Source organism: Cryobacterium sp. PH29-G1 (assembly GCF_030063365.1).
Classification (GTDB): Bacteria; Actinomycetota; Actinomycetes; order Actinomycetales; family Microbacteriaceae; genus Cryobacterium.
On record NZ_JASISY010000002.1, the window covers coordinates 285,963 to 302,221 of the forward strand.

The following is a 16,259-nucleotide window of genomic DNA, read 5'->3' on the forward strand; positions in this document are numbered from 1 at the left end:
ACCATCAGGGTGCGAAGCGGATGCCGTCGTCATCGAGCGAGGTCGACACCGTGCACGCCGTTATGAAAGCGCAACGAAGGGAATACGGCAGAGACGGAGAACCCGAGTCCCGGAACGGTCCCGGCGTTGAACACGCCGCCGAACAGTTGCGCGCGCTCACGCATCTGCGTAATGCCGGGGCCGGCGATGCTTTCGCTGAGGGCCTTGAGGTCGTCTTCGATCGTGTACGGGGTGCGTGCGGCCTGTTCGCCGTTTTCTTTGCCGTCCCGACGCGCTGCCGCACGGATGCCGTCATCATCGACGAGCAGCTGCAGGCCGTCTCTGGTCCAGGTGAATGACACGCGCGCTTCGGTGCCAACGCCGCCGTGCTTGAGCGCGTTGGCGAGTGCGCTCTGCAGAATGCGAAAGATGGCCAGCTCGGCACCCGCCTTGAGGGCGAAGCGTTCGCCGGATTCGATGAAATTCACCACGAGCCCGGCGTCGCGCATCACTCGAAACAGGTCGCGGGTTGACTGCGGCCCGGGCTGAAGCGCACCAACGGTTTCACCTTCGCGAACGATCGTCAGCACGCGGCGCATGTCGGCCAAGGCGACTCGTCCGTCGTCCACCAGCGCGGTCGCGGCCCGCACCGCCGTAGATGGGTCGCTCTCGGCGGTGTACCGGGCGCCCTCGGCCCGCGTGATGAGACGGGCAATGGTGAGCACCGCGCCATCCTGCAGCTCGCGGATGATCGCCAGTCGGCCCTGTTGTTCGGCGAGGGAAAGTTCCAGCTCGATGCGCACCCGCTCGGCGGTATTGCGATCGAAGACGACCCGGCGGGAGCGGAGCAGCGCGATGATCCAGAGCACCAGGAGTGCCCCGGAGAGTACGCCGAGTGCCGGTACCAGAATTTGCGAGAAATCCACGTGGACCGCCGTTTCTTGTGCCGAAGCCATATTGCCCCGTAACAATTGGGAAGGAGCTTTTCTGTCGAAGAAAACGTACCGACAAAAAAGGCCACCCGGGGTGGAGCCCTGAGTGGCCTTTCGCTCCCCGACTTGGACTCGAACCAAGAACCTGCGCATTAACAGTGCGCTGCTCTGCCAATTGAGCTATCGGGGAATGCTTGAACAGCGTTGCTACTTTACCAAGGTTTCTTTCAGTGCCAAAACCACGATGGCTGCTGATTGGCTCGGAGAGCCCTTTTTATGAGGTGAGAATCCGGCGCAGACCCCGGAATGCGGGCTGGTAACAACAATTGAGCGGTCTCGTGCGCCAAACGCGGGTCGGGCGTGTCGGAACGTACGGCCAGCCGACAGGCACAGATCCCGCGACGAGTACAGAGCAGGTTGGCAGGAACCCGTCTCAGTTGCCGGGGGCGACATCCGTTGCGCTGTGCGGCTCGTTTGTCGTTGCGGGCTCGACGGCGTGCTCAGTAGCCGTCGGCTCGAGCGCGCTCGGCTGCAGGGCCGCCGCGAGGCCCCGTACGTAGGGATGCCACGGATCACGAAAAACGTCGTCCAAGGTGCCCAGGCCCACCAGCACGCCCTGATGCATGACGCCAATCCGGTTCGCAACTCGCTGCAACACGGCCAAGTCGTGGCTGATCACGAGCGCGGAAAAGGATCTCTCCCGCTGGAGTTCGCTGATCAGATCGATCACGGCATCACGCACCATCACGTCAACGCCCGCTGTCGGCTCGTCAGCGATCAAGAGGGCGGGGCCGAACACGAGCGCCTGCGCCAGCGCCACCCGCTGTCGCTGACCGCTGGAGAGCTCGTAAGGGTATTTGCCGAGAGCGGCCAGTGGCAGACGCACCGCGTCGATCATGGTGGCCACCCGGGTGCCCAGAGCGCGACGGTTGTAGCGTCGATCCCGTTCGAGCACCGGTTCGGCGACAATCTCCGCCACCGTCATGGTCGAGGGCAAGGTATCGGCGGCGTCCTGCGCCAGCAGCCCGACCCCGAACGTAAGCCGTGCCAGTTTGCGCTTGCCAATCCGGCGCAGCCCGAATCCGAGCACGGTCGCCTCTCCCCCGGTGATCTGCGGACGGGCACCGGCGGAGTCGTTCACAAAGGCATCACCGGAGAGCACCCGGGCGAGGGTGCTCTTGCCGGAGCCGCTTTCACCGAGCAGCCCCACCACCTCGCCCGGCGCGATGCGCAGAGTGAAGCCGTGCACCGCTACGAATGCCGGACTCGCCCCGTGCGGTGGGTATTCGATGGTCAGATCGCTCGTTTGGATCGGGGGAAGAGATGCTGCGCCATGCCTCATACGTTCTATCCTGCCGCACGCAGAATGCGGAGTTCATCCCTCCGCAGGGCCTGCGCCGCCGGATCGGGAACCGGCAGGGACGCCAGCAGACGCCGCGTGTAGGCATCCTTCGGAGCGCCAAGCACCTCGGCGCCGGTGCCCTCCTCCACCAGTTTTCCCTTGTACAGCACGGCAATGCGGTCAGCGAGAATGTCGACGACGGCGAGATCGTGGCTGATGAACAGTGCGGCAAACCCGAATTCTTTCTGCAGCTCGGCGAAGAGTTCCAGCACCTTGGCCTGTACCGATACGTCCAGCGCGCTGGTGGGCTCGTCCGCGATGAGCAGGGTCGGTTCCAGAGCAAGCCCGCGCGCGAGGCTGGCCCGTTGGCGCTGCCCACCGCTGAGCTCGTGCGGGTACCGATCGCCATAGGCCCGCGGCAGCTGAACGGCCTCCAGCAGTTCATTGACCCGTTTGCGGGCGGCACCGGGGTTGGCCGCGCGCCCGTGCACGACGAGCGGTTCGGCCACACACTCCGCGATCGTGAGCAGCGGGTTGAAGCTCGACGCCGGGTCCTGAAAGACGAAGCCGATATCGCTGCGCACCTTCTTGAAGGCGCGTTCCTTAAAACCGATCATTTCGTGGCCCAACACAGTGAGGGAACCTCCGGTCACCCGAGTGAGCCCGGCCATCGCCCGGCCAATCGTGGTCTTGCCGGATCCGCTCTCGCCGACCAAACCGAGTACCTCACCCGAGCGGATGATGAAACTCACCCCGTCGACAGCGGTGAAACCGGGTTTCCCCAGCCGGCCCGGGTACTGGATCTTGAGGTTGTCGGCCACGACCACCGGTGCCTCGGTGGCCCACCCGGGTTCGCGGGCGAGGGCCCGCGCGGTGGCCCTGGTGGTTCCCTGACCGACGTGCGGCACCGAGCCGAGCAGTCGTTTGGTGTAGTCGTGCTGGGGGTCGGAGAAGAGTTGCTGTGCCGGAGCTTCCTCCACCACCTTGCCCTCATACATGACGGCGACGCGGTCGGCGAGGTCGGCGACGACACCCATATTATGGGTGATCAGCACGATAGCGGTGCCGAATTCATTCCTGCAGCGGCGTAGCAGGTCGAGAATCTCGGCCTGCACGGTCACGTCCAGAGCCGTGGTCGGTTCGTCGGCCACGATCAGTCCGGGGTCGAGCACCAGAGCCATGGCGATAACAACGCGCTGTTTTTGACCGCCGGAGAACTGGTGCGGGTAGTAGTCGACGCGACTTTCCGGGTCGGGAATACCCACTCGGCCCAGGATTTCAATGGCCTTGGCACGCGCTTCTTTGCGGCTGAACTCGCCGTGAGCACGAATCCCCTCGGCGATCTGCCAGCCCACGGTATAGACCGGGTTGAGAGCCGTGGACGGCTCCTGGAACACCATGGACACATCCGTTCCCCGCAGCTGGCGAAGCTTCTGCTTGCTCACCGTGAGAATGTCGTTCGAACTTGAACCGTCTTTACTGCTGAGAATGACGGCGCCGTTGGCGATCGCGGTCTCTGGAAGCAAACCGAGAATGGTCTTGGCGGTGACGGTTTTGCCGCTACCGCTCTCCCCCACGATGGCGAGAACCTCGCCCGGAGCAACACTCAGCGTTACGCCGTCGACGGCCTTCACCGCACCGCCGTCGGTGGCGAAGGTCACATTGAGGTTGTCGATGCGTACGACGTCGGGCAGGGACTGAGCGGTCATGATTTGGCCTCGAAGGGGTCGTCGTTCGGGTGCGGATCGTACGTGGGCACGTCGGCTTCGAGCCCGTCAATTCCGCCGGGACCGGCGGCCAGGGTTCCACCGGGCACGACGCTCGTCTCGGCGTAGACGCCCGCGGCGGACTTGCCGGGGGCGCGTCGGCTGCGCAGTCGCGGGTCGGCAAGGTCGTTGAGACTTTCTCCCACCAGGGTGATGCCGAGCACCACGAGCACGATGGCGAGCCCCGGGAACAGGCTGGTCCACCAGATGCCGCTCGTCACATCGGACAGCGACTTGTTCAGGTCGTAGCCCCACTCGGCGGCCGACGACGGTTCGATGCCGAAGCCGATGAAGCCGAGGCCCGCGAGGGTCAGGAGGGCCTCGGACGCGTTGAGCGTGAAGATGAGCGGCAGGGTCCGTGTGGCGTTGCGCAACACGTGGCGGAACATGATGCGCCCGTTGCTCGCGCCGATCACCCGGGCCGACTCGACATAAGCCTCCGCCTTGATTCGCACGGTTTCAGCGCGAATCACTCGGAAATACTGCGGGATGAAGACGACCGTGATCGAGATCGACGCCGCGAGGATGCCGCCGAACAGGTCGGAGCGTCCACCCGAAATGACGATGCCCATGACGATCGCCAGCAGCAGCGCGGGAAACGCGTAAACGGCGTCGCTCACGACGACGAGAATACGGTCCAGCCAACCGCCGAAATACCCCGAGACGAGGCCGAGGGCCACTCCGGCGAAGATCGAAAGCACCACGGCGACGATCATGACCGTGATTGCAGTCTGTGAACCCCAAATGACGCGGGAGAGCACGTCATAGCCTCCGACGGTGGTGCCGAGCAGGTGATCGCCGCTCGGCGGCTGTTGCGCGCCGAAGGCGCCGCTGTCATCGCGCAGCTGGCTGAAGCCGTACGGCGAGAGCAGCGGGGCGAGGATTGCGGTCAGGATGAAGATGCCGGTGATCGCCAGGCCGACCACGAGCATGCCGCGTTGCAGGCCGACGCTCTGACGGAGCTGATGCACGACGGGCAGTCGGGTCCACAGCGGAGCTTTCGGGGCGGTCGTCGGTTCAGTAGTGAGTATTGTCATGGTTAGTACCTCACTCGCGGGTCGATGAGCGCGGCAATGATGTCAACGATGAAGTTGGACAGGGCAACGATCACCGCCAGTAGTGCAACGATGCCCTGCACGGCGACGAAGTCACGAGCCTTGATGAACTCAATGAGAATAAAGCCGAGCCCCTTCCATTCGAAGGTGGTTTCGGTGAGGACGGCACCACCCAGCAGCAAGGCCACCTGCAATCCGATGACGGTAATGATGGGAATGAGCGCGGGACGGTAAGCGTGTTTTCTGACCAGACGAAACTCATTCACACCCCGCGAGCGGGCGGCGGTCACGTACTCGGTGCCCAACGTGCCGATCACGTTGGTGCGCACCAGACGCAGGAACACGCCGGCGGTGAGCAGCCCCAGGGCCAACGCGGGAAGTACTGCGTGCATCAGTACGTCGCCGAAGACAGCAGGACTTCCCGTTTTCAACGCGTCGATGAAATAGATGCCGGTCTTGTCGGGGAGAACCTGCATCTGCAGTTCCGACCCGACCGTGGCGCGGCCAGCGACGGGCAGCACCTTGAGCCAGACTGCGAAGACGAGCTTGAGCAGCAGTCCCGCGAAGAATACCGGTGTCGCGTAGCAGAGAATCGCGAAGACGCGAAGGAAGGCATCGGGTGCCTTGTCACGCCAATATGCGGCGACCATTCCCAGCGGGATGCCGACGATGAACGCCACGAGGAGCGAATAGAACACCAACTCGGCGGTCGCTGATCCATACGTGAGCAGCACCTCGGATACTGGACGGTTGGTACTGATGGTCGTGCCGAAGTTACCGGTGAAGATCTGTCCCAGGTATTCAAAATACTGAATCAGAATCGGTCGATCGTAGCCGGCTTCACTGATGAGTTTGGCGAGCTGATCCGGGCCGAGCTTTCCACCGAGCGCGGCGGTGATCGGGTCCCCCGTCGTGCGCATCAACCAGAACACCATTGATACCAGGATGAAGATGGTGGGGAAGATCAGAAAGAATCGCACGAGCAGGTATCGAACGATACCGCCGCCCTCCCGGGTCTTCTTTTTTGAACCTCGCCCAGTCGCCGGTACCGGCGGTTTCATGGCCACAGTGGTCATCACTACCTCACAATTGCAAAAGAAGCGGGGGCATTCAGCGATCGGCTCGCTGAACACCCCCGGTGATCAAACTAGAGAAGACTCTAGTCGTACTGCGGTCTAGCCTTTGGCCAGTGCGCCATAGCGGAATTTGAACGACGCGTCGAGCGTGTCCTGGGTTCCGGTGATGTCGGTACCGGTGATGGCTACCTGCGCACCCTGAAGCAGCGGCACGGTCGACAGCTGGGCCGCAACCTTGTCCTGGATTTCCTCGATGAGGGCGGTGCGCTCCGTGACGTCGTTGGTGACGGCCTGCTTCTGGATCAGCGCGGTCACCTCGGGGTCGTCGTAGTGGTTTTTCAGAAAGTTGCCCTCGGCGAAGAACGGCGACAGGTAGTTGTCGGCATCGGAGTAGTCCGGGAACCAGCCGAGCTGGTAGGCGGGATACACGTCGGCGGTACGGTCCTTGGAGTACTGAACCCACTCGGTGGACTGCAGGCTGACCGTGAACAGGCCGGAAGCATCCAGCTGGTCCTTGATCAGGGCGTATTCATCGCTCGAACCGGGACCGTAGTGGTCGGCGTTGTACTGCAGATTGAGCGCGATCGGGGTGGTGACTCCCGCGGCGGCAAGGTCTGCTGCGGCCTTCTCCACGTCCGGTCCGCCTTCGCCGTCACCGTAGAGGCCCTTGAGCGATTCGGTGGCGCCGGTCATTCCCGCAGGAACGTAGGAGTACAGCGGCGTATAGGTGCCCTTGTAAACCTGGTCAGCGAGCTCTGCGCGGTCAACGATATCGGCAAGCGCAGCGCGCACCGCGAGGGCCTTGGCCGGGTCGGCCTCAGCGGTCGTGGCACCGAAGGGCTGCGTGTTGAAGTTGAATGTGATGTAGCGGATCTCGCCACCAGGGCCGTCGACAACGCTGACCGCGTCGTTTCCGCGCAGGTCGTCAATGTCGGTCGCCGACAGGCTGCGCCAGGCGACGTCGATGTTTCCTTCTTGCACGTCGAGCTTGAGGTTCGACGCATCGGTGTAGTACTTGACGTTTACAGCGTCGGTCTTCGCCGGCCCGAGCAGGCCTTCGTAACCGTCGTACGCCTTGTAGGCGAGCAGGTTGTTGAAGTCATAGCTGGTCAGAACGTACTGGCCGGCGAATGCGTTCGCGTCGAAGATGTCTGCGTCGGGGGTGACCTCAGTCGCGGACAAGGTTTCTTCGTCCACGATCACGCCCGCGGGGCTGGACAGGATTTGAGGGAAGATCTGGTCATTACCGACCTTGAGGGTGAAGACGACGGTCGTGTCGTCAACGGCCTCGGTGCTGTCCAGGTTGTACAACAGCGACGAGGGGCCGTTGTCGTCTGCGATGGCCAGCTGGCGATCGAAGCTGAACTTGACGTCCGATGAGGTCAGCGCGTTGCCGTTGGCCCACTTCAGGTCGGGCTTGAGCACCACGGTGTATTCCGTCGGCGACGTGAACTCGGCGCTGACCGCAATATCGGGTTCGACATCCGCTGTCCCGTAGGCGCTGTTCATGAGGAACGGAAAGACCTGAGTCTGCACCGAGAAGGAGCCGTTGTCATACGAGCCGGCTGGGTCGAGCGTCGTGACCTTGTCGGTGGTGCCGATGGTGATCGGGCCGCCGGCTGTGCCGGTGGTGGTCTCGCCGCCGGAAGCGCAGCCGGAAAGAACCAGGGCCGCGACCGCGAGGCCGGTAGTGGCAACGAGAGCACGTTTGCCGTTAGTGAATGCGGATGTCATATCCGTCGTCCTCTTCCTCTAGAAGTCTCATGATCAGAAGCTCCCGAACGGGCGCAGCTGTTCATTGCTGTAAGGAAAGAATTAGCACAGAATTCGCAGACCGCCATGCTTAGCCGCAGCTTCTTTACAGATCTGCAACAAAGTCAGGCCCATGTGTTGCAGTTTGAGGGTCAGTGCTCACATGTTGGTGGCGGCCCACGCTCGGGGATGAGCCGGTGCGCGCATCATTCGTCGCGCAGGGCGCGCCTCTCGGCCTCGACCCGCACGAGCTCGCGCTGCAGGGTGCGGTACATCTCCGTCTCGCTGGCATCCGCTCGCTGCAGACGTCCCAGCAATTCGGCCTTCAGCCGGAGCAGGTCCTTGTCAATGAGCACGATGGTGATGTCGCGCACATAGCGGGCGACATCCTTCTCGGTGCGCTCGGGCAGGTTGGCCATGGCCAGCTCCTGCACGAGGTTTGTGAAGCCCTCCGGCACCTCGGCGACTACGCGTTCGAGCCAGTCGGGCGCCTCAAAATGCGCGAGGCTCGCCGCGATGGCATCGCGCACCACCGCGAGCGACGCGTTCGAAAAGGATGTCTGCACCGCGCTGTCGAGAATATCCCGGCCGATCAGCGTGGGGCGTTGCAGCATGGCCATGAGGCCATCGCGCTCCAGCCGAGTGACCGGGTCGGTGGGCAGTTCGACGAGCGAGAAGGGGCGTTCGACTGGTGTTTCAATCACGCCGGCGTGGCGCGGGGCGTTCGGGCCGCCGCTCGCCGACGCTCGCGCGCCGGATTGGGCATTCGACACGGCCTTACCGACCTCGCCCATGTCGACGCCGAGCATGCGTGCAAGTTCGCGCGTGTACCCCGGTCGCAGCACGGGGTCGCGGATCTCACCGACGACGGGGGCGGCGGCGCGCAGTGCCGCCGTTCGCCCTTCCACGGTGTCGAGGTTGTACTGCGAGAGGATTTGCCGAATCATGAACTCGAACATGGGCTTCTTTGAGTCCACCAGGCGGCGTACGGCGTCGTCGCCGCGTTGCAGGCGCAGGTCGCATGGGTCGAGGCCTTCCGGACCGACGGCCACATAGGTCTGGGCGGAGAAGCGCTGCTCCTCGCTGAAGGCGCGCATCGCTGCCTTCTGACCGGCAGCATCCGGGTCGAAGGTGAAGACGACTTCGCCGACCCCGGAGTCGTCGCCGAGCACGCGGCGCAACACCTTGATGTGGTCGACGCCGAACGAGGTGCCACAGGTGGCGACAGCCGTGGTGATACCAGCCAGGTGGCACGCCATCACGTCGGTATACCCCTCGACCACAACGACCTGGTGATTGCGCGAGATGTCGCGCTTGGCGAGGTCGAGGCCGTAGAGCACCTGCGCCTTGTGGTACACCGGCGACTCGGGCGTATTGAGGTACTTGGGACCCTTGTCGTCGTCGAGAAGCTTGCGCGCGCCGAAGCCGATGGTCTGCCCGGTGATATCGCGAATCGGCCAGACCAGACGGCCGCGAAAACGGTCATAGATTCCGCGGTCGCCGGCAGAGACCAGACCGGAGAGGGTGAGTTCCTCGGTGGTGAAACCACGTCCACGCAGGTGGTTGGTCAGTTCGTCCCAGCTTTTCGGCGCGAACCCGACGCCGAACCGGGTTGCCGCTGCAGCGTCGAAGCCGCGCTGACCCAGAAAGGCTCGGCCCACTTCAGCGCCGGCGCTGCCGAGTTGCTCGATGAAGAAATCGGAGGCCGCCTGGTTGGCGGCGAGCAGACGTGCCCGATTGCCATGGTCAGGGGCAGCGCCGGAACCATCCTCGTAGTGCAGGTCAAGACCGACCCGCCCAGCCAGACGTTCGACGGCTTCGCTGAAGCTGACATGATCCATCTTCTGCAAAAAAGAGTAGACGTCGCCGCTTTCGCCACAGCCAAAGCAATGGTAGAAACCGACCTGCGGACGCACGTGAAAGCTGGGGCTGCGTTCGTCGTGGAAGGGGCACAGGCCCTTCATCGATCCAACGCCGGCGGACTTCAGGGTGACATAGTCACCGATGATGTCGGCAATGTTGGTGCGGGCCTTGACCTCTTCGATGTCACTTTGTCGAATCAGTCCAGCCATGGGTGAATTCTATCGTCCTCGGGCGACACCCTCGGTTTGCGAGGCGGGCGTCGGGGATGGGATATCCGCTCCTCGCTCAGACATTGAGTGTTTCCGGGAACACCCCACCCCCGCCGCGGTTCAGAACGAGTTTGGTGCCGGGCCCATGTTCGGAAAGCGGGCCCATGATCAATCGTGGGCCCAGTTTCCGGGCCCGGGCCCGGAAAGAGAAAGTGGAGAGGGACGGGGTGGGAGCTAGCCCTGCACCAGGCGTTCGTACCAGGCGAGCGCGGACTGGTCGGTCAGGCTGGCGACCTGGTCGACGATGACGCGCTTGCGGGCGGCATCGTCGGCGGCAGCATGCCAGTCCTCGCGAAAACCGGGATCGAGGTGCTCATCGCCGGACTCGTGCAGGGTCTGCGCGAGCAGGGTGAGCACCTGCCGCTGCTGCACGTAAATAGGCTTGCGGGTGTTTCGGGTCATCACGAAGGCGGCAACGATGCCCTTGAGCACGGAGATTTCAGCCTGAATCTCCCGGGGTACGATCACGTTGGCTCCGAAACGGAGCATGTTGGCGCCCGGGTGCGCCTCTTTGGTGGCGTGCACGGCGGCGCTGCTGAAACGACCGATGAGCTGGCTGGTGAGGTTCTTCAAGCGGCCCTGGTCGCGGCGTCCGGCGGTCCACGAGTCCATCCACACATCCAGGGAATCCAGCCGGTTGAACGCACTCGCGAGGTCGTCGGCACTGGTCTCGTCGCCGATCCATTCCGACATGGTGGCGAGCAGTTCGTCGTGGTTGGTGCGGCTGCTCAGCGCAGCGACATCGACATAGCCGTTGACGATGGCGTCTTCGAAGTCGTGCACGCTGTACGCAATGTCGTCGGACACGTCCATGACCTGGGCTTCGATGCAGAGCTGGCGATCGGGTGCCCCCGCACGCAACCATTCGAACGCGGCAATGTCGTCTTGGTAGAAGCCGAACTTGGCCCGCCCGCTCGGGTCGTAGACGGCGGCGTTTTCGGGCCAGGGGTATTTGCAGCTCGCATCGAGGCTCGCTCGGGTGAGGTTGAGGCCATAGCTGCGACCATCGGGCCCGAACACCTTGGGCTCGAGGCGGGTGAGCAGGCGCAGCGTCTGCGCGTTGCCCTCGAAACCGCCAATGTCTTCGGACCACAGGCTGAGGGCCTTCTCACCGTTATGGCCAAACGGCGGATGCCCGATGTCGTGCGCGAGACAGGCGGTATCAACGATGTCGGGGTCAACGTTGAGGCGCGACGCGATTTCTCGCCCCACCTGGGCGACCTCGAGCGAGTGGGTCAGCCGGTTGCGGGCAAAGTCCAGCCCGGCCGTCGGGCTGAGCACTTGTGTCTTCGCCGCCAGACGTCGTAGCGCGCTGGAGTGCAACAGACGCGCACGATCGCGGGCGAAGTCGCTGCGCCTGGAGTAGTGCTCTTCGGGAAACCAACGGGCCTCGTCGATCTCGCTGTATCCGGTTTTATTAGCCACCGCTGGTGTCCCCTTCGCCCTCGGTCAAATTCAGTCGTTGCGCGCCGGCGAGATCCTGCGACTCGAGCCAATGTTCGGGTAGCGAGGGCTTCTTCGGTGTTCCGGCACGACCGCGCGGTCCTTCCACATCGGCGCCCGGGTAGGGCAGCGACGCATCGAGGGTGCCCAGCAGATCGTCGAGCTGCGCGAGGGATTGCACCATGGCCAGGCTCGCGCGCAGGTCGCCGCCCACCGGGTAGCCCTTGAAATACCAGGCGACGTGCTTGCGGATGTCGCGGCAGGCGCGATCTTCGCTGTCGAAGTATTCGGTGAGCAGCTCGGCGTGGCGGCGAAAAGCGTTGATGACCTGGCCGAGGCCGGGTTCCGCCTTCTGCTCCTGCCCGCGGAACGCTGCGTCGAGATCGCCGAACAGCCACGGGCGCCCGAGGCACCCGCGCCCGACGACGACGCCGTCGCATCCGGTTTCCCGCACCATGCGCAGGGCATCGTCGGCCGACCAGATATCGCCGTTGCCGAGCACCGGCACATCAGTGATGGCATTCTTGAGCTTTTCAATGGCGGACCAGTCGGCGTGGCCGGAATAGAACTCGGCGGCCGTTCGGCCGTGCAGGGCGATGGAGGCGACGCCGGCCCCGGCGGCGGCTTTGCCGGCTTCGAGATAGGTGAGGTGGTCGGAGTCGATTCCCTTGCGCATTTTCACGGTGAGCGGAACCGAGCCGGCCGCAGTGACGGCGGCTTCCACGATCTGCCGGAACAGGCCGATCTTCCACGGCAAGGCCGCTCCCCCGCCCTTGCGCGTGACCTTGGGAACAGGGCAGCCGAAGTTGAGGTCGATGTGGTCGGCGCGGTCCTCGGCGACGAGCATAGTCACAGCTTCGGAGACCGTTTTCGGGTCAACGCCGTAGAGCTGAATGGAACGAGTGGTTTCGCTCTCGTGATGGGTAATCAACCGCATCGTTTCGACGTTGCGTTCCACGAGCGCCCGTGAGGTGATCATCTCGCTCACGAACAGACCGGCCCCATATTCGCGGCAGAGCCGACGGTACGCCGTATTCGTGATCCCGGCCATCGGCGCGAGCACGACGGGCACGTCGAGCGTGAGCGGGCCGATCGAGAGCGGTGCGATCGTGCCGGGTGCGACCGTGCGGGGTGCGATGGGCGCCAGCTGGTCGACGGTGGGGATGGGTGAAGTCATGTTGGGTCAATTCTCCCAGAAAGCGCGGGATCCGTGAATTCGCCGGAGCGGGGGCGCAGACGGCACACGAAAGCGCACCTGTCGAGCCGTGCGACGGGCCATGCGACAGCTGCGCTTTCGGGAGTGGGATGAATTAGCTGCAGCAGCCCCCACCGCAGCAGGAACCGGCGGCCTCGTCGGTCGCTTCCGGCGCACCGAGCAGTTCGATGGTGGGACGGCCGGCGGCATCGGTGAAGACGGGCGGGGTTGTCGTGGTGTCGCTCAAGGTGTTCTCCTGATCATTGGGGTGAAGCGGATGCGGCCGACTGGGTCTGTCGTCAGGCTACGCGAGTTCTCTGGGTAACGCTGCTACGCGGAAACGCTGTCGGTCGAACCATCAGCCAGGCGCTCGGCACTGACCTGGTCGAGTGCCTGTGTGAACGCCGTCGCATCCTGCGCGCCGGAGATGCCGTAGCGGCCGTCGATCACGAAGAACGGAACGCCCTGAATTCCATAGGCGCCGGCCTGCGCCACGTCGGCCTTCACCGCAGCGAGGTGCTCGTGGGCGGTGAGCGAGCGCACCACATCGGCCCGGTCGAGTCCGATCTCGGCGGCGAGGTCGGCGAGGTCCTCGATTCGACCGACGTGGCGGCCGTCGATGAAGTAGGCCTTGAGCAGGCGTTCCACCATGTCCAGCTGACGACCGTGAGCCTTGGCGTAGTGCAGCAACTCGTGGGAGATCACGGTGTTGGTCTGGTGCACCGAGTCGTAGTCGTACTCGAGGCCGACGCTGGCAGCAACCGCCGTAACGTTCTCCAGCATCTTCTGCACCTGGTCGACGGGCATTCCCTTGCGCTGGCTCATGTAGTCGACGGCATTACCGACGAAGTCCACCGGGGTATCGGGAGCCAGCTCAAAGCTGTGGTATTCGACCTCGACGGTTCCGTCGAAGAGCGCGACGCCGGCCTCAAACTTGCGTTTGCCGATGTAACACCAGGGGCATTGCACGTCAGACCAGATATCGACCTTGATCGGATCGGTGGTCGTTGTCTCTGTCGCAGTTGTCTCAGTCACAGTTGTCTCAGTCACACTCGGCCTAACGACAGTCCATGCAGACGTATTCCCCCATCGGAATATTTGTTAGGCAATTCAGGGTGTGGGGGCGTCGACCGCGCCGCCGTAGCGCCGGTTGCGGGAGGCATAGAGTTCGACGGCGTGCCAGAGGTCGACCCGGGTGAAGTCCGGCCACAGCGTGTCGAGAAAGACCATCTCGGCGTAGGCGCTCTGCCAGAGCAGAAAGTTGCTGGTGCGCTGCTCGCCCGAGCTGCGCACGAACAGGTCAACATCGGGCAGTTCCGGCACGTACAGCTGCTTCGCTATGGCTTTCTCGGTGATCCCCGACGGCTTCAGCCTGCCGGCGGCGACGTCCTCGGCCAGCGCGCGCACGGCATCCGCTATTTCGGTTCGCCCGCCATAGTTCACGCACATGGTGAGGGTGAGCACGTCGTTGCCGGCCGTGAGCCGCTCGGCAAACTGCAATTCATTGATTACGGATGCCCACAGCCGCGGCTTGCGCCCGGCCCACCGCACCCGCACACCCCACTCGTTGAGTTGATCACGGCGACGATGCAGAACATCGCGGTTGAAGCCCATGAGAAAACGCACCTCATCGGGCGATCGCTTCCAATTTTCGGTGGAGAAAGCATAGACACTGAGGTGTTTGACGCCGATCTGAATAGCGCCCGCGACGACGTCGAGCAGTGCAGCTTCGCCGGCCTTGTGCCCTTCGACCCGGGTCAGTCCCCGACTGTTGGCCCAGCGGCCGTTACCGTCCATGACCACGGCCACGTGCTCGGGCACGACCTTGCGGGGAAGCTCGGGCGGATACAGGCCGGTCCAGTCCAGCGGCTTGAACGGAACGGCATCCTTGTGGGTTGAGCCTTTGGTGCCGAACAATCCAGCCATCATCGGGCCACGTGTTCCAGTGAGCGCAGCCCACGGCCCAGGTGCCACTGGGTGTAGGCGGCAACAACGCCGGCCGCTTGGCCCTGCGTGCGTTCGGGCGATGCCGCGGCGTGCTCCCAATCGCCGGTGAGCAGGGCGCTGAGCAGACCGATGGTCGCCGCGTCGAGTCGGGGCGATCCGGGCGGGGCACAGGCATCGCACACGATACCGCCGAGCTGCACGACCATCGCGCTGTGCTGCCCGAGAGCCCCGCAGCGGGCACAGTCCTGAAAGCTGGGCGCCCAGCCGGCCATCGACACGGCGCGCAGCAGATAGGAGTTAAGGGTGAGGTGGGATCCGTGTTCGGAACGGGACAGCGATCGGAGCGCACCGACCAGCAGCAGGTATTGCTGCAACGACCCTTCCGATTCGGTGAGTTTGTCAGCGGTTTCCACCATGACACTCGCGGCGGTATAGCTGCCATAGTCAGCGGTGATCAGGGCGCCATAGGAGCCCAGCGACTCGGCCTGCGTAATGATGTCGAGGCTTCGGCCCTCGTAGAGCTGCACATCGGCGACCATGAACGGCTCCAGCCGGGCACCGAATTTGGAGCCCGTACGCCGCACGCCCTTGGCGACGGCCCGCACCTTGCCGTGGCTGCGAGTGAGCATGGTGACGATGCGGTCGGCTTCACCCAACTTGTGGGTACGCAGCACGACGGCTTCATCTCGATAGACAGGCACAGACAATTATCCCACCCCGCCGCGTGAAGAACGGTCACGACTGGCCTCGCATGCAGAACGAATGCCGCCGGTCGCTGAAGTTTTCTCAGCGCGACACTGCCTGGCTCTGGTTTTTCGGGCCGGAGAGGGGGAGACTTAAGGGCACGTAGTCCCCATGGTATGGAGGTTTTCATGAAACCGATCCAGGGCAGCCTGCCCGACAGTATGCCCGTACTTTCACGTGGCAAACACCGCACTCCGAAGAGTGGCGGTTGCTTCATGGAATTCGCCTCCTATCTTGCGGGCGAGTCGTGGAGTGACCACCCCGCCTGCACCCATCCGGTGCTCGCCTCACTGGCTCGTATGGTGAACGATTGCAGTTCCGACGATGCCAGGTCCCGACTCGCTCTCCTGATCCCGTCGGTCATCGGCCTGACCGGTTCCGATAAGCGCGTAGAACTTGCTGTCGCACTGCGTGCCGGGTGCGAAGCCCTTCCAGTGGCCAGTCTGGAACGCCAGCGCGCGCTCGCGGTGGGGGTACTGACCTGCGAGCGAAACGCGTCCGTCGTTGATCCAGCGTTGGCCGAGCAGGTTCGTCCGCTGATTCGGGCCGCCCTCGATCAGGCCCCCGATGCCGAACGCTGGGCCCGCGACTTCATCGGCAGCGTGCATTCTTGGTCGCACACCAAGTTCACGCCGCGCACCGCCGACACGATCATTCGTGTTGCCGTGCAGGGCATCGGCGAGGCCTGCATCGCCGACCCGGACGCCAGGCTGTACGCCCTGCTCGACCACGCCATCGATGATTGCAGAGCACTGCTCGGTACGCGCACCCGCGAACGCTCCGTGCAGCTGCACGCCCTGATCTGATCAGGTCCACCTGATCAGGCCCCCCCCCGATCAGGCCCCCGACCGCACCCGGATGGTGCAACGAAAGCCCAGACTCCGTGTCAAGTCTGG

Annotated in this window: 14 protein-coding genes and 1 tRNA gene; 1 reads left to right on the forward strand and 14 read right to left on the reverse strand. The window is 63.9% G+C overall.

What is annotated here, in order from left to right; all coding sequences use genetic code 11:
• Nucleotides 1–29: 29 nt before the first annotated feature.
• The 14 genes from QMK22_RS03785 to recO all read right to left on the reverse strand — a co-directional run bounded on the left by QMK22_RS03785 (nt 30) and on the right by recO (nt 15,320).
• A complete protein-coding gene (locus QMK22_RS03785) occupies nt 30–935 on the reverse strand; it encodes a sensor histidine kinase (RefSeq protein ID WP_283496292.1) in 906 nt (301 codons plus the stop codon).
• Nucleotides 936–1,028: 93 nt separating this feature from the next.
• Nucleotides 1,029–1,101: transfer RNA gene (locus QMK22_RS03790), tRNA-Asn, on the reverse strand.
• 243 nt (nt 1,102–1,344) lie between these two features.
• Complete coding sequence (locus QMK22_RS03795; protein WP_283496293.1) at nt 1,345–2,253, reverse strand: ATP-binding cassette domain-containing protein; 909 nt, start codon at nt 2,251–2,253, stop codon at nt 1,345–1,347.
• Nucleotides 2,254–2,258: 5 nt separating this feature from the next.
• Nucleotides 2,259–3,962 carry an ABC transporter ATP-binding protein gene (locus QMK22_RS03800; protein ID WP_283496294.1) on the reverse strand — a complete coding sequence of 568 codons (1,704 nt, stop codon included), beginning with the start codon at nt 3,960–3,962 and terminating at the stop codon, nt 2,259–2,261.
• Entirely contained in the window at nt 3,959–5,056 is a 1,098-nt protein-coding gene (locus tag QMK22_RS03805) for an ABC transporter permease (RefSeq protein WP_283496295.1), read from the reverse strand. Before QMK22_RS03805 ends, QMK22_RS03800 begins: the two co-directional genes overlap by 4 nt.
• Before the next feature lie 2 nt (nt 5,057–5,058).
• Nucleotides 5,059–6,150 carry an ABC transporter permease gene (locus tag QMK22_RS03810; RefSeq protein WP_283496465.1) on the reverse strand — a complete coding sequence of 364 codons (1,092 nt, stop codon included), beginning with the start codon at nt 6,148–6,150 and terminating at the stop codon, nt 5,059–5,061.
• Between the two features lie 99 nt (nt 6,151–6,249).
• Complete coding sequence (locus QMK22_RS03815; protein WP_283496296.1) at nt 6,250–7,884, reverse strand: ABC transporter substrate-binding protein; 1,635 nt, start codon at nt 7,882–7,884, stop codon at nt 6,250–6,252.
• 224 nt (nt 7,885–8,108) lie between these two features.
• Nucleotides 8,109–9,974 carry a DNA primase gene (gene dnaG, locus QMK22_RS03820; RefSeq protein ID WP_283496297.1) on the reverse strand — a complete coding sequence of 622 codons (1,866 nt, stop codon included), beginning with the start codon at nt 9,972–9,974 and terminating at the stop codon, nt 8,109–8,111.
• 234 nt (nt 9,975–10,208) lie between these two features.
• Nucleotides 10,209–11,459: a deoxyguanosinetriphosphate triphosphohydrolase gene (locus QMK22_RS03825; RefSeq protein WP_283496298.1), complete on the reverse strand. Its 1,251-nt coding sequence runs from the start codon at nt 11,457–11,459 to the stop codon at nt 10,209–10,211.
• The gene (dusB, locus tag QMK22_RS03830) at nt 11,452–12,654 is read right to left on the reverse strand and encodes a tRNA dihydrouridine synthase DusB (RefSeq protein WP_283496299.1); all 1,203 of its coding nucleotides are present in this window, start codon (nt 12,652–12,654) and stop codon (nt 11,452–11,454) included. Before dusB ends, QMK22_RS03825 begins: the two co-directional genes overlap by 8 nt.
• Before the next feature lie 133 nt (nt 12,655–12,787).
• Nucleotides 12,788–12,919, reverse strand: a complete 132-nt coding sequence (locus tag QMK22_RS03835) for a hypothetical protein (protein ID WP_283496300.1) — start codon at nt 12,917–12,919, stop codon at nt 12,788–12,790.
• Nucleotides 12,920–13,002: 83 nt separating this feature from the next.
• Nucleotides 13,003–13,707, reverse strand: a complete 705-nt coding sequence (locus tag QMK22_RS03840; protein WP_283496301.1) for a DsbA family oxidoreductase — start codon at nt 13,705–13,707, stop codon at nt 13,003–13,005.
• A gap of 75 nt (nt 13,708–13,782) precedes the next feature.
• Complete coding sequence (locus QMK22_RS03845; protein WP_283496302.1) at nt 13,783–14,601, reverse strand: isoprenyl transferase; 819 nt, start codon at nt 14,599–14,601, stop codon at nt 13,783–13,785.
• Complete coding sequence (gene recO / locus QMK22_RS03850; protein ID WP_283496303.1) at nt 14,598–15,320, reverse strand: DNA repair protein RecO; 723 nt, start codon at nt 15,318–15,320, stop codon at nt 14,598–14,600. Before recO ends, QMK22_RS03845 begins: the two co-directional genes overlap by 4 nt.
• A gap of 171 nt (nt 15,321–15,491) precedes the next feature.
• Between recO and QMK22_RS03855 the strand changes: the two genes are divergently transcribed.
• Nucleotides 15,492–16,169, forward strand: a complete 678-nt coding sequence (locus QMK22_RS03855; protein ID WP_283496304.1) for a hypothetical protein — start codon at nt 15,492–15,494, stop codon at nt 16,167–16,169.
• The last annotated feature ends 90 nt before the right edge of the window (nt 16,170–16,259 follow it).